General features: G+C 40.6%; 14 protein-coding genes. 5 read left to right on the top strand and 9 right to left on the bottom strand.

The window, feature by feature from the left end:
• Positions 1–38 precede the first annotated feature (38 nt).
• The 4 genes from gspF to gspC all read right to left on the bottom strand — a co-directional run bounded on the left by gspF (position 39) and on the right by gspC (position 6,013).
• The gene (gspF, locus tag ACZ1GV_RS13775) at positions 39–1,259 is read right to left on the bottom strand and encodes a type II secretion system inner membrane protein GspF (RefSeq protein WP_472674666.1); all 1,221 of its coding nucleotides are present in this window, start codon (positions 1,257–1,259) and stop codon (positions 39–41) included.
• The gene (gene gspE, locus ACZ1GV_RS13770) at positions 1,259–2,827 is read right to left on the bottom strand and encodes a type II secretion system ATPase GspE (protein ID WP_472674665.1); all 1,569 of its coding nucleotides are present in this window, start codon (positions 2,825–2,827) and stop codon (positions 1,259–1,261) included. Before gspE ends, gspF begins: the two co-directional genes overlap by 1 nt.
• 5 nt (positions 2,828–2,832) lie before the next feature.
• Positions 2,833–4,947, bottom strand: coding sequence for a type II secretion system secretin GspD (gene gspD, locus ACZ1GV_RS13765; protein ID WP_472675904.1), 2,115 nt, complete (start codon positions 4,945–4,947; stop codon positions 2,833–2,835).
• A 61-nt stretch (positions 4,948–5,008) separates the two neighbouring features.
• Positions 5,009–6,013, bottom strand: coding sequence for a type II secretion system protein GspC (gspC, locus tag ACZ1GV_RS13760; RefSeq protein WP_472674664.1), 1,005 nt, complete (start codon positions 6,011–6,013; stop codon positions 5,009–5,011).
• Between the two features lie 192 nt (positions 6,014–6,205).
• On the opposite strand from gspC, the gene hslR reads away from it, so the two are divergent.
• Positions 6,206–6,601, top strand: coding sequence for a ribosome-associated heat shock protein Hsp15 (gene hslR / locus ACZ1GV_RS13755; protein ID WP_472674663.1), 396 nt, complete (start codon positions 6,206–6,208; stop codon positions 6,599–6,601).
• Positions 6,602–6,609: 8 nt separating this feature from the next.
• Positions 6,610–7,497: an Hsp33 family molecular chaperone HslO gene (gene hslO, locus ACZ1GV_RS13750; protein WP_472674662.1), complete on the top strand. Its 888-nt coding sequence runs from the start codon at positions 6,610–6,612 to the stop codon at positions 7,495–7,497.
• A 72-nt stretch (positions 7,498–7,569) separates the two neighbouring features.
• On the opposite strand, the gene ACZ1GV_RS13745 is transcribed toward hslO, so the two are convergent.
• Positions 7,570–8,097, bottom strand: a complete 528-nt coding sequence (locus ACZ1GV_RS13745; protein ID WP_472674661.1) for a TlpA family protein disulfide reductase — start codon at positions 8,095–8,097, stop codon at positions 7,570–7,572.
• Between the two features lie 141 nt (positions 8,098–8,238).
• On the opposite strand from ACZ1GV_RS13745, the gene ACZ1GV_RS13740 reads away from it, so the two are divergent.
• Positions 8,239–9,882, top strand: a complete 1,644-nt coding sequence (locus ACZ1GV_RS13740) for a M28 family metallopeptidase (RefSeq protein WP_472674660.1) — start codon at positions 8,239–8,241, stop codon at positions 9,880–9,882.
• Positions 9,883–10,129: 247 nt separating this feature from the next.
• Here ACZ1GV_RS13740 and ACZ1GV_RS13735 read toward each other — a convergent pair whose 3' ends face one another.
• The gene (locus ACZ1GV_RS13735; RefSeq protein WP_472674659.1) at positions 10,130–12,367 is read right to left on the bottom strand and encodes an acyl-CoA dehydrogenase; all 2,238 of its coding nucleotides are present in this window, start codon (positions 12,365–12,367) and stop codon (positions 10,130–10,132) included.
• Between the two features lie 306 nt (positions 12,368–12,673).
• Here ACZ1GV_RS13735 and ACZ1GV_RS13730 point away from each other — a divergent pair, with 306 nt between their 5' ends.
• Complete coding sequence (locus ACZ1GV_RS13730) at positions 12,674–14,269, top strand: YifB family Mg chelatase-like AAA ATPase (protein WP_472674658.1); 1,596 nt, start codon at positions 12,674–12,676, stop codon at positions 14,267–14,269.
• Between the two features lie 7 nt (positions 14,270–14,276).
• Here ACZ1GV_RS13730 and ACZ1GV_RS13725 read toward each other — a convergent pair whose 3' ends face one another.
• Together ACZ1GV_RS13725 and ACZ1GV_RS13720 are read right to left on the bottom strand one after the other, a co-directional pair.
• Positions 14,277–15,257 carry an NAD-dependent epimerase/dehydratase family protein gene (locus tag ACZ1GV_RS13725; RefSeq protein ID WP_472674657.1) on the bottom strand — a complete coding sequence of 327 codons (981 nt, stop codon included), beginning with the start codon at positions 15,255–15,257 and terminating at the stop codon, positions 14,277–14,279.
• Between the two features lie 77 nt (positions 15,258–15,334).
• Positions 15,335–17,296: an alpha/beta hydrolase family protein gene (locus ACZ1GV_RS13720; RefSeq protein WP_472674656.1), complete on the bottom strand. Its 1,962-nt coding sequence runs from the start codon at positions 17,294–17,296 to the stop codon at positions 15,335–15,337.
• A 169-nt stretch (positions 17,297–17,465) separates the two neighbouring features.
• On the opposite strand from ACZ1GV_RS13720, the gene ACZ1GV_RS13715 reads away from it, so the two are divergent.
• The gene (locus ACZ1GV_RS13715; RefSeq protein WP_472674655.1) at positions 17,466–17,969 is read left to right on the top strand and encodes a LabA-like NYN domain-containing protein; all 504 of its coding nucleotides are present in this window, start codon (positions 17,466–17,468) and stop codon (positions 17,967–17,969) included.
• Between the two features lie 175 nt (positions 17,970–18,144).
• Here the strand turns inward: ACZ1GV_RS13715 and ACZ1GV_RS13710 are convergent, their stop codons facing one another.
• Positions 18,145–22,143, bottom strand: a complete 3,999-nt coding sequence (locus ACZ1GV_RS13710) for a rhombosortase-dependent M36 family metallopeptidase (protein ID WP_472674654.1) — start codon at positions 22,141–22,143, stop codon at positions 18,145–18,147.
• Positions 22,144–22,256: the final 113 nt, after the last annotated feature.

The raw sequence follows: 22,256 nt of genomic DNA, 5'->3' as shown, positions 1-22,256 counted from the left end.
CAACAGTTTTCTTATTGTACTAGGTTAACCTAAAAAGGTTACAAACCAACTAAATTATTCATTTGCATAATTGGCTGCAAAATTGATACTAAAATGAACATGACCATACCAGCCATCACTAAGACTATTAGCGGTGTTAACAAGCCAAGGCTAATCTTCAAAGTCGCATCCATTTCGTTATCTTGATTATCTGCTGCACGCGCTAACATTTGTTCCAACTCACCAGACTTTTCACCACTTCCTATCATGTGAATCATCATAGGTGGAAACGTTTTACTTTGCTGTAGTGAGTTCTTTAACGAACTGCCTTCTCTAACTGCATCAGACGCGTCTTTAACGCACTTTTGAATATACTTATTTGTTAATACTTGGCCCGCTATCTTCATGCCATCTAAAATTGGTACGGCACTTGATGCCAAAATACTTAAAGTGCGAGCAAAACGAGCTGTATTAGCGCCTAAAACTACCCTGCCTACTAAAGGTAAACTCAATAAAAACTTATCAAATTTTAATCGAATTGCGGGTTGCTTTAGTAAACGCTGAGCGACGATTGAAAGACCTAAAACCGCAATCAGAACAAATACGCCATAATCGATAATAAAGTCACTTAAATCCAGTAACAATTGAGTGCTTCCCGGCAGTGCAGCGCCGGAGTCGACAAATTGCCCCACAATTTGAGGCACCACTGAGGCTAATAAAAATGACACAATACCAATAGCAAATAAGGTCAACATGATTGGATAAATCATTGCTTGTGTTAACTGACTCTTAGTTGCTTGTCGTTTTTCGGTGTAATCGGCTAGCCGGTTTAACACTTCATCTAAGTGCCCCGACTTCTCGCCTGCGGCGACCATAGAACGGAATAAATGATCAAAAATATGTGGGAATTCTTTCATGCCGTCGGCTAAGGTGTAGCCTTCTACAACTTTTGAACGAATCGCCATTATAGTACGTTTTAGCCTAGGCTTATCGCATTGTTCGGCAACCGCCAGCAACGCAGATTCTATGGTCAAAGCAGAACCAACTAACGTTGCTAATTGACGCGTAATTAAAGCTAAATCAGATGCTGAAATAGTAGGTTGAAGCAGTGAAAAGCCAGCGGCAGACTGTTGCTCTTTTTGACTTGCCTTACCAATTTCTAATGGCACCAACCCTTTTTCACGAAGTTGTTGTCGTACTTGTTTTGAAGTATCTGCTTCGATTATGCCCTTTTTGCTTTTTCCTTTTGCATCTAGTGCCTTGTACTCATATGCAGCCATTAGCTATCCTCGCGCGTCACTCTGAGCACTTCTTCTAAAGTGGTAATGCCCTTAAGCACCTTGTCCATACCGTCGTCGCGAATACTTGGTATCGAATTACGAATATGCTTTTCAATTGCTTGTTCGCCATGTCCGTTGTGAATAAGCTCTCTGATTGGTTCATCAACAACTAACATTTCATGAATACCAATACGCCCACGGTAACCGCTGAAATTACACTTATCACATCCTTTTGGATGATAAATCGTGACTCCTCGGTCCGCTGCTTCTTGTTGATTTAAGCCTAATAGTTTGAGCTCAGAGGCATCGGGAATGACTTCAGATTTACATTCTTTACAAAGTGTACGAACAAGTCGTTGCGATAATACGGCTAATAAACTAGATGATAATAAAAAGGGCTCAATTCCCATATCTTCCATCCGAGTGATTGCACCCGATGCCGTGTTGGTATGTAATGTCGATATTACTAAGTGACCCGTTAAACTCGCTTGTACCGCGATTTCTGCGGTTTCTAAGTCTCGAATTTCACCAATCATTACCACGTCTGGATCTTGACGTAATATAGCGCGCAAACCTCGTGCAAACGTCATGTCCACTTTCGGGTTAACTTGCGTTTGTCCAATGCCAGGTAATTCGTATTCCACCGGATCTTCAACGGTTAAAATGTTGCGGTCTTTACTATTTATATCGGATAGCCCAGCGTAAAGCGTTGTACTTTTACCTGAACCTGTAGGGCCCGTAACCAAAATGATGCCATGAGGCTTTCTTAGTAGTTCCGCAAATTGTTTTTCATTTGCTTCATGCATACCAAGATCGGTTAAGTTTAATCTGGCGTTATTTTTATCTAATAAACGCATTACCACACGCTCGCCGTAAGAGGAAGGCATAGTCGAAACACGCACGTCTATCGCTCGACCAGCGATTCGAAGCGAAATTCTGCCATCCTGCGGAATACGTTTTTCAGCGATATCCAACTGCGCCATAACTTTGATACGAGATACTAGCAACGAAGCAAGTTTTCGATTTGGACTAAGAACTTCACGAAGCACACCGTCGACTCTAAATCGAATAACTAATTCTTTTTCAAAGGTCTCAATATGAATATCCGAAGCGCCTTCTTTGATAGCCTCAGACAAAGTTGCGTTAATCAATTTGATAATAGGCGCATCATCTTCACTTTCTAACAGGTCTTCTGTACCTGGCAACTCATCGGCAATAGAAAATAAGTCAACTTCATTGCCTATATCTTCCATCAATTGCTGAGTTTCAGATGCATTTCGCTGATAGGCTTGTTCAATGGCAATTTCAAACTCATTGTCAGTGATCACCCGATAAGGCAATGGATGACCAATTAGGCGTCTTGTCTCTAAAAGCGCTGACATCGGTGTATCGGCTTTTATAAGGAGCTCTGTGTTTGAATCACTGTAAGCGATCATCACACCAAATCGCTGAGCAAAACCAAATGGCAAACGCTGATTTGCAGGGACATCATCGGCTAATGTTGCCTGTTCAGCATCTAATGACACAGTATCTGCAATTTCTTTTTCTAGTTCGGAGTCTAACTGCATAGTCATTACTCTTCAGAGCCAGGTTTCACTTGCTTTTTTGTCGCGGTAGGTGGAGTAACACCTTGCTCTTGACTCTCTAAATACTCGTTAAAACTAGGCGGCAACGTTAACGTCTCATTCCACTCTTGTAATACTGGCTGATTAGTCAATGGCATTAGTGCAATGCCATCGTCATCACGTTTCATTTGCTCAGCACGAATATAATTATACTTTTGCTGGCTGATATCCGATGCTGATGCACCGTCACGCAAAATTCTTGGGCGGATGAATACCATCAGATTACGCTTACGCTTAGTAGTGCCAGTTGAACGGAATAGATGGCCTAAAATTGGTAAGTCACCTAATAATGGTACTTTAGATACGCTTTCTTGTACGTCTTCATCTATCAAGCCACCAATAACAATAGTACCGCCGTCTTCTGCCAATACATTTGTTTTGATAGAACGCTTATTAATACCAACATCGACGCCAACCGCGCCACTAACGCTAGACACTTCTTGTTCAATTAATAACTGAACGGCAGAGCCTTCATTAATTTGCGGGGTTACTTTTAGCTTGATACCCACTTCTTTTCGATCAACTTTCTGGAACGGATTGCCATTATTCGCACTGGCCGTAGAACCAGTTAATATCGCAATTTCTGAACCTACTAAGATTGATGCTTCTTCATTATCAATAGTAGTGATTGAAGGCGTAGCTAAGATATTAGTATTGGTATCGTTACGTACCGCTTGTAAAACAGCGCCCCAACCTCCATTTACCACGCCAGTAGCAAATCCAGATATACCACCTAACACTTGTGCTAAGCCTGAATAGTCGCCACGTTCAGTTTTGGTAACTTTGTTTTGTGTTGTATTACCGTTGTCATCAAAACCATTAACAATACTTTCTGTTTCTTGATCACGGGCTTGATAAGCAGCACCAGCAATATTTGAGATTGGTGTAACGCCATTATTAAACTGAGTAAAACCTATATCCGTGCTTCCCCACTGGATACCTAAGTTGATACCGTCACTCTCAAACACTTCAACAATAATCGCTTCAACTAATACTTGTTGGCGGCGCACATCTAATTGACGAATGATTTGCTCTAGTGAACGCATCATGTCTGGCTCAGCGTTAATTACTAAAGAGTTTGAATCTGGGTGAGCTTGAATAGAATAGTCACGCGTTGATGACGTTCGAGCGCGCTTATTCGTGGTATTTGTTGTTCCACCTTGCGAGTCTGCAGCAATAGAATCAGATACGCCCGTTAATACTTTCACAACTTCTTCAGAGTTTGCGTATTTTAAATAGTAAACTTTGGTATTGCCGGTGCTTTCTAGTTCAGAGTCGAGGCGCTTAATCAACTCAATCACCTTCTCTCTTGCTTCTTGTTCACCCGTTACAATTACGCTATTGGTTCGGTCGTCCGCAACAATTTTTGGCACTAAAAAGTCTGGTTGCCCTTTATTACCAGCAGTTGACTTGTAAATGCTTTCTACAATACGCACCATCTCACTTGCTGATGCATACTCAAGTTTAACAATTATAACTTTTTGGTCGCCGGCTCTATCCACACGACTAATGATGTCGACCATACGATTTACCATGGCCACCGATCCTACAACCATAACTACGTTGGAAGGCTCATAATGCACGACGTGACCACTTCCCGATTGGTCGCTTAGTTGGCGAAGTAAAGGCGATAATTCTCGTACTGACACGTTTTTAACTTGAACGACTCGAGTGACCATTTCATCACCTTCACCAAGGTATTCATCTCCTACTACCGGTGTTGGTGAGCTTTTTACATCTTTTGCCCTGATTACTTTTAAAATACCATTACCCATATCGATGACGGCGTAACCATAAACTTGTAAAACATTTAGGAAAAAGTGGTAATACTGCTCTTTGGTTAATAAGTCATAAGAGCGAACATTTACCTTACCTCTTACGGCCGGATCAATAATGATGGTCTTTTGTAAAATTTTGCCGACGATATTGATAAATTCATTAATATCTGTGCCTTTGAAATTAGGCGAATACTGTGTTGCCTGCACTACAGGTGTTACCCAAGCAGCAGAAAATAAACCAAGCGTAATAATTGCTGAAAATGCTGATACTTTTGCCGAACGCATTACTTTTGATTTAACGTGATTAGATTTACTAAAAAATCCCATTTAAATAAACTCCAGGGCCTTAGAACGCCAACATTATTTGAATCGGTGAATCGTCGCGGATAACAGTTATATCTGCCTCCGTGAGTTCTTTCAATTCATTCATTAACGACAATGCTTGTTGCATGTCGGTTAAATCATAACCATTAATATTTATCGCCAAGTCATTTTGTTTTAAACCCGCTTGATTAAACAAACTTGGGTCATTGCCTGGTGATAACCGATATCCTAATAACTCCCCATTTTCTTTATATGGAGTTATTTTTATAAAGTCCATTAACTGTTTTGGATCGTCAAACAGTTGTTCTCTTTGCTCGCGAAGTGACTCGGCTAGCTCGTCATCTTCACGTTTATCAATTTGTTCTCGTTCAGCCTGATACTTTCGATCTACTGACGAGCCACTCTTAGATTGAGGTCTAGTGGGGCCAACATCCACTGCATCAACATCGATATTGTCGTTTAGTTCAGCGGCGCTACCAGGAATGGTAGTGGAGTATTCGATACCCTCGAGCATTAATGTCTCGTAACCGGCACCGTTGGACAAGATAACCCGGTCTAATAATATTTGACTGACCTTTGCCGATGTACCCTCAATTTTATTATTGATACCGTAAGTGGCTTGGCGACCTGAATACTCGATAATAGCGACTGACGTTTCAGACACTTCGCTTGAATTGTCAGCAACAATGCCGGTTAAGGTTAGGTTTAGTCTAGTTTTAGGCGCATTAGACGTTACTGGTTTTGGTTTCGGCGCTTCTTTTTTTATCTCTTCTTTACCAAATAAATTTAGTTTTAGTAATGAATCTATTGAGATCGTTGACGCGCTTTGTGTCTGCTGGCCACTGGCACTGGAGGCTAAAGATATCGTTCCAGCGTTTATTGGTGCGTCGAAAAATTTCCACACTGTGATCGCTGCCAAATAGGCACTATAAATCACTAACAACAAAGTTAATGTTTTAGCGACTTTTGTCTGAGGTATTTTTTGGCCAATTTGGCTGAGTTGCTCTAACAAGCGAGACGACTCCATTTATTATTATTCTCCAAGCAATTCGTAATGAACTTCTAACTGATTGCGGCGCCATACCCTATCAAACTAAAACTAAAAATGCTTGTGCTAGATGTCGAAAAAATCAGTATAACCTTTCAAGTAGTTTAAAATCACTATTTATGATAAATTTGCGACGTTTTTTCGGCACATTTAATTAAATTGAAACATACCATGACAGATTCAAAAGTTCGATTAGATAAATGGCTTTGGGCGGCACGATTTTTTAAAACTCGGTCTATAGCTACTGACATGATTAATGGCGGAAAAGTTCATTATAATGGACAAAGATGTAAAGCATCCAAAGCGATCGATGTTGGCGCTGAAGTGAAAATACGCCAAGGCTTTGATGAAAAGGTCGTAAAAATACTTGAGATTAGCGATAAACGTCGCAATTTTAGTATTGCTCAAACACTTTACGAAGAAACCAAACAAAGTATCGAAAATAGAGAAAAGCAGGCATTAGCTCGTCAGTCTAGCGCTGCTTTATCACCAAGACCTGATACTAAGCCAGATAAAAAACAACGCCGTACATTACTAAACCTTAAAAATTCAGATTTATTCGAGTAATCAATACCATGACAGATTCAAACAAAAAAGACCTATTGCATCGTTATCTTTTTGATAAGTTTCACGTAAGAGGTGAGTTAGTGCAAATTACTGATTCATACAGCGCGATGTTAGAGAATCATGACTACCCAAATGTTGTTAAGCGTATTTTAGGTGAACTTTTAGCCGCAACCAGTTTGTTAACGGCAACGCTTAAATTTGAGGGTGAGATTAGTGTTCAGTTACAAGGCGATGGTCCATTGAGTTATGCGGTTGTTAATGGCAATAATCATCAACAAATGAGAGCGTCTGCAAAATTTGCTGACGATATTAATGAAGGCTCATTACTCGACCTTATTGGATCGGGCTATATGGTCATTACCATTGCACCTAAAGGTACCGATAGATATCAAGGCGTTGCGGCGCTTGACAAAGACACACTTGCTGAATGTATTGAAAACTACTTTGAGACATCTGAACAACTTCGTACTCGTGTATGGTTAGCCACTGACATTGGTGAAACAAAGTGTACGACCGCAGGTATGTTGCTACAAGTTCTTCCTGTCGAGGAGCGAGCGAAAGAAGACTTTACTCACCTTGAAGCACTTACAAACACGATTACTGATGACGAGTTACTACACTTATCGCCAGAGCAGGTGTTATTCAGGTTATACCATGAAGACAACCCACAACTATTTGAACCTCAAGAAGTCACTTATGAGTGCGGATGTAGCCGTGAAAAAACAGCAGATGCTATTTTACGTTTAACTAAAGAAGATGCGTTGTCGTTAGTTGAAGAACGCGGAGATATTGAAATTATTTGTCAGTTTTGTTTAAAACAGTATCTGTTTGACAAAATTGACGTTGAAGCACTTTATAGTAATAACGCTGATACTAACAACGCGAGTGTCAACTAAAGTTGGCGAGCACAGTTAAGCATGACTGATTAAACGATAAAGCAGGTTTAGGCCTGCTTTTTTATTGCCGTTTTACGAATCGCTGTTAACGTTCTTATCTTTGAGCAAAATCTTAATTGCCTTGGCCATTTTAATTTCATCACCTGGTTTAAAACCATGATGGATAGCCCTTACGATACCTTTCCGATCGATTAAGTAACCAACAGGCATAACGCTGACGTTAAAAATACGTCCGACCTTCATATTCTCATCATAGGTATTAATATAATCAACCGGATACTTCTCTAAAAAGTCACTGGCAAGCTGTTTTCGTTGATCTAAATTAACAGCCAATATTTCAAAACCTTGCTGATTATATTCGTTATAAAGAGTGTTCAACCTCGGGAATGATTCAATACACGGCTTACACCAGCTCGCCCAAAAATCTACATAAACTACTTTTCCTAGAAGACTTTTTGTATTTACTCGCACAGTATTTTCAACACGAGGCAATTCAAACTCTGGCAATGGCTCACCCACTTTAACTTTTGCTAACAAATTAAATGAGCTAAACCCGATGAATAGAACCGTTAAAACGATGAGCTTAGTAGGTAATTTCATAGTTATCCTTTATGATTAGGCGTGTGCAATTCGCCAATTTGGCGGAATGTGCAAAACAACAGGAGGTTTTCACTACCGTTTTTAAGAAACTAAGTGTGTAAACTAGAATACTGATTTCCATCCAAAAAGTAAGCAAATAATATGAAAACAATAATATCTAGCGTTGGCCTGATGTTAGTGTTGGCAGTCACTACTGCCTGTTCTGACAAAAAAGTCGAACAAACTAACGTTGAGGTAGAAAAATCACGTATCCAAGCTCACCTAGAATTTTTAGCTGATGACCTTCTAGAAGGTCGTGATACAGGCAGCAAAGGTTATGACCGTGCAGCATTATATGTAGCAACAGAATTCAAAAAAATGGGCCTACAACCTGCTGGTATCGACGGTTCATACATGCAACCAGTTACCTTTCGAAAAGGCTTTTTAGATCAGCAAAGCCCTAAAGCATCAATTATTACCGATGCTGGTACAATTGAATTAAAGTACCCGCAGGATTACATTACTGGTCCTAACATGGCTGCAACAGATTCTGCGTTAGAAGCTGAAGTTGTTTTTGTGGGTTATGGCATAGTAGCGGAAGACTTTGGTTACAATGATTACGAAGGACTAGACGTTGAGGGCAAAATTGTTGTTACTCTTCGTGGTCGCCCAGAAGCTTGGCCATCAGAAGAAGGCGCTCACCTAAGTCGTGAAAAAACACGTTTTGCTGCAGAGCGCGGTGCGGTTGGTGTTGTATCTCTTCATACACCTAAACGTGAAAAAGTACGTCCATATACTAGCTCTCTAAACTATTTACGTGCGCCATCAATGCGTTGGATAGACAACGATGGTAACCCTTTTGGTGGATATGAAAATATCAAAATGGGCGCATATTTAAATATCAGTGCTGCAGAAAAGTTATTCGCAAATGCACCAACCTCTTTAGAAGATATCTTTAACGCTGATTCGGAAAACCAGCCTGTTAAAGGTTTTCCATTGGATGCGAAACTTTCTTTAGCGTCTAAATCAAAGCATGAAGAAATTTCTTCACCAAATATCGTCGCTATCCTTCCGGGAACTGATCCAAAATTAAAAGACGAGTACGTAGTATTTACTGCACATCTTGATCACATTGGATATGCACAAGACGTAAGCAAAAAAGATCGTATCAATAATGGTGCTATGGATAACGCGTCTGGCGTATCAATTTTACTTGAAACCGCTCGCGTATTAACAGAATCAGCACCTATGCGTCGTTCAGTTCTATTTACGGTTGTTACTGGTGAAGAAAAAGGGCTACTTGGTTCAAGCTACTATGCTAACAATCCAACCGTTCCTGTGAACGACATGGTTGCGAACATTAACCTTGATATGCCAGTTCTACTTTATGATTTTGCTGACATTATTGCTTTTGGTGCGAATCATAGTTCAATGGGTTCAATCGTAGAAAAAGCCGCTGGAAAATTTGATATTGCACTAAGCCCAGACCCAATGCCTGAACAAGCAATCTTTACTCGTTCAGATCACTACAACTTCGTTAAACAAGGTGTTCCAGCTGTTTTCTTAATGACTGGCTTTACCTCTAAAACTGAAGGCGAAGATGGCGGTAAAGTTTGGGGTGACTTCTTTGCAAATCACTACCACCAACCAAGCGACTCGTTGGATTTACCAATTAACTATAACTCAGCAAAACTATTCACTGAGATTAATATTGGTATAGCAAGAGAAGTTGCAGCAGCTGATCAACGTCCAACATGGAATGACGATAGCTTCTTTGGTAAAACATACGGCCAGAAAGATAAGTAAACACAGTTCGATTTAACATTGTTTACACATAAAAGCAGCGGCTTATCCGCTGCTTTTTTTTATGCGTATAAGTACCTCATAGACTATTCAAATACGACCCAAAGAACCCCTGTGTAAAATTGCACAAACAGAATCACTTTCCCATGCCAAACTTTAAGCACAAAAAAACCAGTCCGAAGACTGGTTTTAATAATTCTGATTTAGTTAAGAGCCGCTGTAAATTAACGACTCTACCTTTCAGTATTGATTAAGCTGTTTTTAAAATTGGCTTAGGCTCGTCGATATTTGATAGTAGTTCCATATCAAACGTATACTCATCAACGGCAATCGCAAGCTTACGTTTTTCGTTGTAAGCCATCAACTTATCGCTTTCTTCAGCTGTAACAACGTTTGCTTGTAGTGAAACTTCTACTAACTCTTCAAACGTTAATTGCTTAGTTACTTTACCTGTACGCTGAGCTTTCTTAATTTTGTCTAGTAAAGGAAGTACATCTAACTTCGCTTTGTATGCGTCAGAAAGAACAGTGAAACCATCACGACCTTTCATGCTTACTAGGCTTGTTAACTCTTCTTTCGCGCCATCGTTACGTAACGTTGCTTCAGCTAAGTCAGTAATTAACTTGTCAGAGATCTTAGTTTTACCTAAGAAAGCGTTACCAGTTGATACTTTTAAGAATCCAGCAACAAAACGGTTAGGGAAGTTATCAACATAAGCTTCTAATGCTTCTTCTGCTTGTTGTAATGCCCAACGAGTACCATAGTCGAAATAAGGTGTTAGTTCCTTACGGTTTTCACTTTGTAAGTAAAACTTAATGTTACCCATCGCCATGAACAAGAAGCTAAGAATGTCGCCTAAACGTGCAGATAACATTTCTTTACGCTTAAGGTCACCGCCTAATACTAACAATGCAAAGTCAGACTGAACCGCTAATATACTTGATAGACGTTTAATACGTTTTTCAAACTTAGCAACTAGCTTGTCTGGGTTGCTTGAACCACCAACACCTGGAACATAGGCCGTTGTTAAACCACGGAAGAAGTTCTTCACGCTGTAACCAATTGTTTTACGGAACAAGGCGTTGAATTTCGCATCTGCATCCGACTCTTCTGAGTGAATTGCAGTAATTAAGTCTTGTACATATGGGTGACAACGAGTCGCACCTTGACCAAAGATCATAAGGTTACGAGTCAGGATATTTGCACCTTCAACAGTAATACCGATTGGCGTTGCAAAATAAGCCGTAGCCAATACGTTACCAGGACCCATTTGAATTGCTTTACCTGCTTGAACGTCCATCGCTGCTTCTAGCGTGTCACGACCAAGCTCAGTCATGTGGTACTTCGCCATTGCAGTAATAACAGAAGGTTTGAAACCTAAGTCTAGCGAGTTAAGTACTAAATGACGCATTGCTTCAAGGTTATAAGTTAAACCACCGATAAGTGCTAACTGTTCTTGAATACCTTCAAATTTACCAATTGGCATACCAAACTGTTCACGGATTGCCGCGTACTCAGAAGTAGACTTCAAACATGCGTGTCCAGTTGCACAACCGTTTGCCGGTAATGAAATACCACGACCTGCACCTAAACATGCAACCAGCATTTGCCAACCGCGACCAACATTCTTCTGGCCACCGATTACGAACTCCATTGGGACAAATACATCAGTACCACGAGTAGTACCGTTGTAGAAGTTTACGCCTAATGGGTTATGACGATTACCAGTTTCTACGCCTTCATAGTCAGCAGGAAGTAGTAAACAAGTGATACCTAAGTCTTTCTCAGCACCAATTAATCCATCTGGATCAAATACTTTAACCGCTAGACCAACTAAAGTAGCGATAGGTGCTAGTGTAATATAACGTTTTTCCCAAGTAACACGTAAACCAACAACTTCTTCGCCGTTGTACATGCCTTTAGTTACGATTGCACGGTCTGGAATACCACCAGCGTCAGAACCCGCTTCAGGGCTAGTTAGTGCAAAACATGGGATATCACGACCATCAACCAAACGAGGTAGGTAGTGATTTTGTTGTTCTTCTGTACCGTAGTGCGCAAGTAACTCGCCTGGGCCCAATGAGTTAGGTACCATCACGGTTGTTGCGATTGGGTTACTCTTAGTAGAGATTTGAGCTACGATTGTTGAACTCGCGTATGCGCTAAATTCTAAACCGCCAAATGCTTTTGGAATGATAAAAGAGAAAAACTTGTTGTCTTTTAAGTGCTGCATAACGTGTGGTGGAATGTGATTGCTGTTATGCACTTCCATATCGTTAAGCATTTCTAATAATTCTGCTAACGGTCCATCAATGAACGCTTGCTCTTCGTCAGTTAATTTTGACGGTGCAGTGTTTAACAGCGTATCAAAATCAGGTGCGCCTTGATAAATAGAGGCTTCAATCCACGTGTCACCTGCGTCTAACGCTTCTTGCTCAGTTCGAGAGATTTCAGGAAGTATTTTCTTGAATTTTGTTCTTAGGCTCATGTTTCGCCCCTCAATATGATTAAATAAAGTATTTCCAAATTAACGCTACTTATCCCTCGGCCGTAACTTATCTTAGTATAGACCATGTTTGGGACAACTCACGCACAACTGGTACGATGTCTTACCAGTTTATTCATTTTTAACAAAAAATAAAGCTAAATTTGCATATATATTACACCTCAGTCGTACGTAATAGCTGACAGGTCGGATCAGAAGGTCTAGTTGTTGGTTATATAAGTACAGGATTTATCGCGATATTTATTTTAAATACTATAACTGATTGTTTAATGAACAGTTGGGTAAATAATGTCTCTCGCAATCATATTTAGTCGGGCAAGAATTGGTATTGAAGCACCAATTGTTACTATTGAAGTGCATTTATCAAACGGATTACCTTCCTTTACCATTGTTGGACTACCTGAGACTACCGTTCGGGAGTCAAAAGACCGAGTCCGAAGTGCAATTATTAATTCAGGTTTAGAATTTCCACAGCGCCGCATTACCGTCAACTTGGCGCCCGCTGACTTACCAAAAGAAGGGGGACGCTTCGACTTAGCAATCGCCATGGGAATCTTGGCGGCAAGCAAACAAATTTCCGATAAACAACTTTATCAATATGAATTTCTTGGTGAACTTGGTTTAAACGGCGATATCAGACCTATTGTTGGAGAAATACCTTCTGCCCTTGCATGCTTATCGGCAAACCGAACCTGTATATTGCCACAGAGCAATGCAATAAAAGCCACAATCATTGAAAAGGCCTTGTTACTGTCGGCCAACAGCCTTTTTAAAGTAGTAGAACATTTTAAAGGAGGAAATCCATTAGCAACTCCACAACAAGATTGGCCGTTAGATGCTAACCAACAAAATCATGAACCTCATTTATCAAGGCTAGATATGTCTGATGTCATTGGCCAACCGATGGCTAAACGCGCTTTAGAAATAGCGGCCGCAGGTCAACACAACTTACTTTTTTTAGGGCCACCAGGTACCGGTAAGTCGATGTTAGCAAGAAGATTAAGTACCATTTTACCGCCCCTAACCGACGAACAAGCTTTGCAATCCGCTGCTGTAAACTCTATTAGTGGCAAGCCTTTTAATTTTAAGCATTGGCGGGAGCGACCGTTTCGAGCTCCGCATCACACATCTACTGCAGTCGCATTAACGGGAGGTGGAAGACCACCAAGGCCTGGCGAAATAAGCCTTGCTCATCACGGCGTTTTATTTCTAGATGAGCTTCCAGAATTTAGTCGATATACATTAGATGCGCTTCGCGAGCCGCTAGAAACTGGCAATATTTGTATTTCGAGGGCGTCGCTGCAAGTAGAGTTTCCAGCGCAGTTTCAGCTCATCGCAGCATTGAACCCAAGTCCAACGGGTCATCATATGGACGGGCGATGTACTTCGGAGCAAGTTTTAAAATACCTGAGTCGAATATCTGGCCCATTTTTAGATCGTATCGACCTTCAAATAGAGGTACCTGCGTTGCCAAAAGGCACCTTATCAACAATCCATTCTGAGCGATTGGACAATGAAGAAAAAAATAATGGCCCTATGAATAATGGCGAGATACGTCACGACAACCAAAATGAATCGTCGGCATCAATATCACGTCGAGTTTTGGCCGCTCGAGAAATAATGATGAAACGCGCTGGGAAACCAAACGCCTTATTATCTAGTAAAGAGACGGCAATTCACTGCGCCCTGTCATTCCAAGATACAAAATTTTTAGAAGATACTCTTATTCGGTTTAAGATGTCCATTCGCGCTTACCATAAAATACTAAAAGTGGCTCGAACGATTGCCGATTTAAACGGTGAGGACCAAATAGAGCGGTCACATATCGCAGAGGCGTTAGGCTATCGTTCTATGGAACGTTTACTAAGACATTTATCTCTATAATCACAGGCTAAATGATATGTTCCTGTTTCAGCCATTCGTAACAGTCGTTTAACATTTCATCTAGCGGAACTTTGTCATTATAGCCAAGTTCATTTACGGCTTTATCGCTAATCGCCAACACTCGTTCGGTAACCATCAATGCCTTTTCAGGCGTCATGTTTGGTTCTTTCCTTGAAATGAAGGACCATAAATTACTACATCGAGCGATAAACTTTAGTAACACTGGCGATATCGTTTTATTGTATTTTGGCTTATAGAGCTTGATCGCTATTTTATTAACAACTTCTAAAAAGCTGTGATCAACACCTGCAAGTATATAGTTTTCACCTATTGTTCCCTGTGTTACTGCAGATATATGAGCTTTTGCCACTTCACGAACATGACAGTACGAGCCCTCTCCACTTGGTACGCCAGGCAATGCGTCATGTTTTATTAATGTAAATAACTGTGACCAATTGTGCTTGTCATAAGGTCCCATGATTGCGCATGGATTTAATATTACCGCTGCTAGGCCACGTTCCTTAACTGCATTTTTAACGATCTGTTCGCCAAGATATTTAGTTTTTAAATAGTTAACCTTTGATTTCAGAGCCGTGCTTGAAGACGCCTCAGTTATTACCTCTTTATGAAACCCATATGCTGAGATTGAAGAAGTATGAATGAACTTAGCAATTCCTTTTTTTAACGCGCTGTCGACAACGTGCTGGGTAGCAGTGACATTTACAAGGTGCTGTTGTGGATTGTTTCGTTGCCATAAATTAGTATCACCGGCTAAATGAAAAACGACATCAACATCCTCATCCATACAAGCATCTACATCGGCCTCATTAGTAATTTCTCCGGTTCGCCAATCAACAGGTATGTCTGCTAGCGCACTCGTATCAGAGTTTACACGGCATATTGCAGTTACATGCCAATTAAGTGCATCCAATTGTCGAATTAAGTTGATACCTAAAAAACCTGTGCCGCCCGTAACAAATGCTTTCATAGACTTACCTATATTTTTTCCATAAAAAAAGGCCAAAACAAATACGTTTGGCCCTCTTTTCAATCGTTAACTTTTAATTACTTCGCTTTCAGATGCTTCTTCAAGAATTTTTCAATATGCTTAAACGCATCTAGGCGATTGTTGTACTCATCTAAATAATGCGTACCAGTTTCATACTCAACATAATCAATATCAAGACCAGCATCATCAGCAGCTTCATAAAAGTCAGAGGACTGGTTAAAGTGAACTTGAGTATCGTTTTGTCCGTGAATTAAAAGCATAGGCGCTTTTATTTTATTAATATAGTTAATCGCTGATGCTTGTTTTAACTGTTGTGCATCTTCTTCATTATCAACATCGCCAATTGCTATACGTGTAAAATCAGTTAACGCACTTTTACGTCTAGAGTTTTCATCTGCATGCATCATAATGTCACTAACGCCCGCAATACTCACAATACACTTATAATCATCTGGTTTTTGGTAAGCTGCTGTTAACGCCGCGTAACCCCCATAACTCCAACCGACAAAACAAGCATTAGTAGTATCGGCAATCTTATTTGCTTTAATCCATTCTATGGCATCATACAAGTCATTTTGCATGGCTAAGCCCCACTCTTTGTAACCGATAGACTGGTAATTAGAGCCGTATCCACCTGACCCTCTATAGTTAGGTTGAACCACTGCATAGCCTAAATTAGCAAGGAACTGTACAAAATAGTCAAAACCTTGATCATCTCGAACACCAAAAGGTCCGCCGTGAGGTAATATCACCAAAGGTGGTAAAGCTTTGCTAGACTTTACTGCTGGTAGAGTCAAATAACCTGGGATTTCAATCCCATCACGGGCCGTATAAGAAATAGGCTCAGTTTTACCAAGTGCTTTGCCCTCTAAATATGGGTACTGGCTGAACCAAAAACCACCTTTTTTCTGCTTCAAGTCTAGCCAAAAATACTTTGTTGGTGAATCGTTCTTATACGCCATAACAAGTAACTGCTTGCTATCTTTACTACGGCCAGTGATAACTGTTTGATAGCCTGGGAAACTGTTTGCTACTAATTTATTCAGGTTAGCATCTTCTTGATCAAAGTAATGTGATTTATAAAAGTGTTCACGATATTCAACACCAATTAATCGAGTGCGGTCACTGTTAAATATAACACCCGATAAGTCATACTTGTCGTGGGCATAAATCATTTCACCAAACTCACCCGTGGTAACATCAAAAGACCATAGTGCTGTTCTGCGTAATTCTCTATCACTCAGAACTAATAATTTTCCGTCTTGAAAACCAACTGGTTCAAAAGTATCACTTACCATGTTTTTGTATTCTTTGATCATTTTCCAGTCGTTCGTTTTCGGATCTTTTATCCAATTTTGCAGAACGTCTGGTTCACCATCTTTCGTACCAAAACCAAATACTACATTACCATTGTTATCTACTATCCACTGGCTAACGTTGTATCTGTTGATAAATAACTTCTCAAAGTCATTTGTATTAATGTTTACTTTGAATACGGCTTGCGCCTTATCTTTATAGTCATAAACTTGTATTAATATATGATCGTTATCTTCTGGTAAACGGTCAATTAATGTAATTTGTTTAGACCATTCACGTTCCCAAGAAGTTGCTTGTCTATAATTTGGCGCTTTTATTTCTACCAAGTTTGAGCCATCGACGTCAACGGCGAAATATCGACTTTGTCTCCAGCGTTTTTTTCCATATTCCGCAGAATAACTAGCCGATATCAATAGTCTCTTTGAACCAACCCAAGTGATCCAGTCAATACGATCTTGGCCTTCTTTTAACATTGCTATCGTATTTAAGTCGGGACTAGCGAATTTAGAAACTACAACCGACGGACCTTCTTCACTGTTTAAAATGCCGACAATGAATTGCCCATTTGGAGAGACAGACGCTTTAGCAATCAACGGTAAATGGGCGAAGTGTTGATAGTTCAGACCGTTTTTGGAAGCAGCAATGCCGGAGGCACTTATTACTAGTAAAAGTAGCAATAAAATAGGATTGAATGTTTTCAAGGAAATTCCCTTTATATTTTTTGTTTTTTTCATTGTATATAAGTAATTATCAAAATAAATCGTTAATTGAATGTTGTAATAAATTGTTACATTTAACCTTTATAGGCTTGCAAAATTACAATGAGCAATAGACACTGCGTTTCATTTAGAACTTTATAAGATTTAAGTCATGAACACCGATTTTACTAACAGTACCTCACTAGGTAACGTCGCGATTTTTGTCGATGTTCAAAATATTTATTACACCACTAAGGAAGTGTTTAATCGCTCCTTTGATTATCGTAAATTTTGGGCTGACATCGAAGGTAAAGGCAATATTGTTTATGCCAATGCCTACGCGATTGATAGCAACAATGATGGTCAAAGAAAATTTCAAGATGCGCTTCGTCATATTGGATTTAATGTAAAGCTTAAACCATATATTCAACGGCAAGATGGCAGTGCTAAAGGCGACTGGGACGTAGGTATCACAATTGACATAATGGATGCCGCGCCAGAGGTGGACACCATCATACTATTATCTGGTGACGGTGACTTTGAGTTACTCATGCGCACAATTAAGCAACGCCATGCTATTACAACGGCCGTTATTGGGGTAGAAAGGCTCACTGCTAATTTACTTATAGACGCGGTTGATCAGTTCATTGAAATTGATGATTCACTTTTAAAATAGTCTTGCTTAAATACTTTTCCACTCACCTTTGTAAAACCCTCCGCAGTGCCGCTTATCTTAATCATTTCTTCATCTAATTTAATGAAGTTGATACTTATATTTAAGACATAAAAAAGCCCCTCTGTTTGCACAGAGAGGCTTTAACTTTAGATTAACGTATATTTAATCTACACGATTAACGCTTAGTACGTCTTCTTAGCATAGCTAATGGAAGTAACAGCAATGCTGCCCAACCGAAGCTACCACCAGTATCACGCTTAGGCGGCTCAACATACTCAGGTACGTCTGCAACAGATACAGAACTAGTTGCACTCACTGAATCTTTACCATCTGAAATCACAACTTGGAAACTCATTTCAATATTAGCTGAGATTTGAGGAGCAGTGAACGACATAGTTGCAGTGTCTGCACCAGTGATAGTTACCTCATCGCCACCTGTTTGAGTCCAAGTGTAAGTTAACGTATCGTCTGTGTTTCTGTCGAAACCTTCAGCAGTCAATGATACTGACTCGCCTTCGTTTACGCTTACGCTTTCAGTTACAGAAACTAAACGAGGTGCTGAGTTATCACACGACTCAACAACACCTGTTGTAACTTCTGAGAACATTGGTGATGCAACATTGCTAAATGTTACGTTATCAACCCACCAGCCGAATGTGCTAACAGCACTGTCGGTTGCAAGTCTAAAGCGGAACTTAACCATGTTACCGTTTAACGCTTCACCAAAGTTAATCACTTCTAAACCACCGTTAGCAGCAGCTGGAGCGAAGTTTTGGCCAGAGAATACAGGACGACCGGCTAACGGCTGATCTTGTACATCTGAAGGAATGATTTCACTATAACCAGATACTAAGAACTCACCACCGAAGTCTGTAACGTCTTGCCAAGCACTTCCGTTAACGCTTAGCTCAACAACACCGCCGTCATAACCAGACTCTAACCAGTATGCGTGCCAGAAAGAAACAGTGAAGTCACCAGCATAACCTACTTCAAACTCAGCTGTTTCATAACCAACATCAGAGATAGCTGCTAAATCCGCCATACGTAATGTTTGCGCACCTAAGTTTGTACCTGATGCGAACGATTGGAAGTATCCAGTGTTCACGCCATCAAAGAAGGCTAGGTCAGAAGCAGCATCACCACCGTCCATCACATTCACAGACCAGTCAGCAAACGTACTTGCATCTTCCATGTCGTCAAATGTGGTTAAGTTAGTAGGATCAACTTTCTCGAAGTCAAAGTTAACAGTCACTGGTAACGTAAAGTCTTCAGCTTCTACTGTGTCATCGCCTTCAACTGCTTCAGGGAAGGTAACAACAAACGAGATATCATCCGCAGTAGACGCGTCATTGATAGTAACTTTTAATGCATCACTTGTGCTTCTTGTAAATGGTGATAATGCGCCAAATGTTACAAGACCGTCATTTTCGATAGTCACATCTGCATCACCTTCAACAGTGATTTGTGCAGTAATGCCTTCTAAAGATTCACTACCCGTGTTTGCAACCGTTACAGAAATAGTACCTGTTTCGCCTTTATCTAGGACGCCATCCGCTGTACAGAAACCAGCAGTTTCACCGTCGTAATCTGCATTTAAATCTACAGATACCGCAGAGAATGCAGCTAGTTCAACAGAAGCACTTTCAACTACACCTGATAGGTCAGTTGAGAAACGAGATGGAGATACCGCACCTAGACCCATACCACGTTTAGCGAACGCCGCAATAGCTAAGTCAAAGTCTGCGTCGTCATTAGACATTGCTGCAGCTAGGATAGCATCACGAGCTTCTGTATAAGTTGGTGTTACAGGAGTTAACTTATAACCTTCAACTACATAACGAGACATTCTGTCTTTTGCTTCAGCAAAACCGTGCTCATTGATCATAGAAACATAGAATTCCCATAATGAAACTGCCCAAATTTCACCCGCTCCATGTGGAGAAGCATTTGACGTTGTAGGGAATCCAGCTGGACCTGCACCTGTTGTGATATGACCAAATGTGTAAGGGTTAACATCCATATCAGTAGTATATGGAGCACGACGGATACCGTAGAAGAAGTCTGCTACGTATGTACCAACGCCATAACCTAAACCAAATTCTTCGTTACCTTCAATCTCTAGATCTTCTTCTTTGGTTACGAACAACATTGCGTGGACGTCTGACCAACCTTCACCCATGGCGCGGCCTTGGAAGTTAGTTAGACCACTTGCATTACCAATTAGACGGTTTTGCATATAGTGACCAAATTCGTGCGCGATTACCGCGTTGTCGAAGGTAGAGTCTTTAAGTGGGAATGTACTAAACATGCTCACATCAACTGCTTCATCAGCATCGATTAAGCTATATATAGACGCACCGTCTGCAAAGCTTAAGCCTTGAGAAGGAATTGATACTGCATCGTCTGCGCCACCCATTGGAGCTGGTGTGCCATCATCGTTGTTATTTACGATAATCGCGCCTATCGCACCGGCTGCTTGAGCGTTAAGCACCTTAGCTGTAAATGCACAAGCACCACGGTCGATAATAGCAATGTTGCCTTCTAAATCTGCTGCGTTAACCGCTGGCTCACAACCGTCTGTACCTACGCCAGTACCGTCATCAATACGAACAACCGTACCTGCAACAGAATATTGTTGTGGACCAAATGACGCTAATTGGCTTGTGCTTAATAAGCCTAAGTCGTCAGAATTTGTTACTGTAATGCCCCAGTCTTCACCAAGCGTTGCATCTTTGTCTGTCCACAAGAATTGTTGCATTCTTGGGCTGCTACCGTCTGCTGGTGTAGACATGTTTGCATTGTTAAGACCTGAGTTATCTTGTGCTTCTAAACGAAGTGGATCGTTTTCTACACCACCACGGCCATAGTTTGATGCCTGAGCATTACCTGACGCTTCGTCAAAACCGTAATCGTAGTAATAATCGTGTAAGAAGTTAGACATGTAGAACAAGTTAACGATTGCCGCTTTTCTGTTACCTACGCTGTTTGCACGTTTTGTGTCATCTAAAACATAATCAAACGTTTGGTCACTTGTCGTTTCAGCAGTAAAGTCACCTGGGCTGAAGCCATCTGGTGCAATTACGTCGGCATATGCAACAGCATTGTTACCAGCAGTAATAGTTGAACCTTCTTCTAACCATGGATCCTGTGTGCTAAGGAACGGCATGCTTGAAACCGATACTAGAGGCGCATCCAAAATTACTGAAGTGTCGTTGCCTGGTTCTAGAGCAGGAACAACATCACCGTGAGGACCTTGCATTGGTGTTAAGTCAGCTTTTGCATAAGCTCTGTAGTGGAAAACAGAATCATCTACTGTTAGGTTGTTTTTAGAAAGAACTTTGCCAGTATTAGCATCAACTACATAGCTGTATAGGTTACTTGTAACGCTATCAACTTCTGATACTTCAACTTCTAAATAGTAAGCTGGGATAAGACCATTGCTCGCATCAAAGTAAACTTTTTTCGCGCGAGTTTCGCTACCTACAAGTAAACCATTTTCTGCACCTTGAGCTTTAAAGTGTGCAAATTTACCTTTTTCTTGAGTAGGAGTTAATGCAACATTAACTTGGTTGTTTGTCGCGTCTTGAAATGCGTTTCTAATTGCCGTTTCTGCACTACCAAATGCAAACGCTGGAGAAACTTGACCTTCAGGAACAACATTACGAGCTAGGAAACCAGATGATGCAACTAGGTTAAACTCTTTATCCATCATGATATTAAATTCACGATTGAATACTTCTACACCTAATACTTCTTGCTTATATTTAGCAATTCGAGTGCCTTTGCCCTCGTCGTGTAGGTTAGCTAGCTTAACTTGAGATACGCCACCTTTAGTAACCGATTGGCCTAATAGTGCGTTTAAATAGTGATTACTTGCCGCCGCTGCTTTATCTTTTGCAGCAACATCAGATAAGTTAGGTCCTTTAATCGAAGCTGGCGCCCATACGAACGTCGCTTTACCTAATTCGTTGTCATAATGGCTTTTTAAACCTGAAACTGTAGGTTGAGACGCTAATGCTTTTTGAACAGCAGCATCATAACTACCTTTAACTTGATTAAACTGGTTGCCCTTTACGGTTTTGGTTAGCTGACCTTCTGGTGCAGCTTGAGTAGCCGCACTTGCGAGTACCAAAGATACTGCAGCAGATACGCCGGCCATTTTAAAATCTATCATGTTTATTCCTTGTGTTTTCGATTATAAAACGAATTTATTCCCCTGAAATGCAGGGCAACTGTAATAGCTTGTTGTTTTATATTTATTTACAGTTGTCTCCAAAATAGTCGGAA

The sequence above is a fragment of the Psychrosphaera sp. HA2-10 genome (genome assembly GCF_055693745.1).
The sequence above is the reverse complement of the archived record's forward strand: the minus strand, read 5'-3'. Positions and strand labels throughout refer to the sequence as shown.

Coding starts and splice junctions, on each gene's coding strand:
- ACZ1GV_RS13735 (WP_472674659.1), bottom strand. CDS start 12,367: ATGAGCCTAAGAACAAAATTCAAGAAAATACTTCCTGAAATCTCTCGA.
- hslO (WP_472674662.1), top strand. CDS start 6,610: ATGACAGATTCAAACAAAAAAGACCTATTGCATCGTTATCTTTTTGAT.
- gspC (WP_472674664.1), bottom strand. CDS start 6,013: ATGGAGTCGTCTCGCTTGTTAGAGCAACTCAGCCAAATTGGCCAAAAA.
- ACZ1GV_RS13730 (WP_472674658.1), top strand. CDS start 12,674: ATGTCTCTCGCAATCATATTTAGTCGGGCAAGAATTGGTATTGAAGCA.
- gspD (WP_472675904.1), bottom strand. CDS start 4,947: ATGCGTTCGGCAAAAGTATCAGCATTTTCAGCAATTATTACGCTTGGT.
- ACZ1GV_RS13715 (WP_472674655.1), top strand. CDS start 17,466: ATGAACACCGATTTTACTAACAGTACCTCACTAGGTAACGTCGCGATT.
- gspE (WP_472674665.1), bottom strand. CDS start 2,827: ATGCAGTTAGACTCCGAACTAGAAAAAGAAATTGCAGATACTGTGTCA.
- gspF (WP_472674666.1), bottom strand. CDS start 1,259: ATGGCTGCATATGAGTACAAGGCACTAGATGCAAAAGGAAAAAGCAAA.
- ACZ1GV_RS13710 (WP_472674654.1), bottom strand. CDS start 22,143: ATGATAGATTTTAAAATGGCCGGCGTATCTGCTGCAGTATCTTTGGTA.
- ACZ1GV_RS13745 (WP_472674661.1), bottom strand. CDS start 8,097: ATGAAATTACCTACTAAGCTCATCGTTTTAACGGTTCTATTCATCGGG.
- ACZ1GV_RS13740 (WP_472674660.1), top strand. CDS start 8,239: ATGAAAACAATAATATCTAGCGTTGGCCTGATGTTAGTGTTGGCAGTC.
- ACZ1GV_RS13725 (WP_472674657.1), bottom strand. CDS start 15,257: ATGAAAGCATTTGTTACGGGCGGCACAGGTTTTTTAGGTATCAACTTA.
- hslR (WP_472674663.1), top strand. CDS start 6,206: ATGACAGATTCAAAAGTTCGATTAGATAAATGGCTTTGGGCGGCACGA.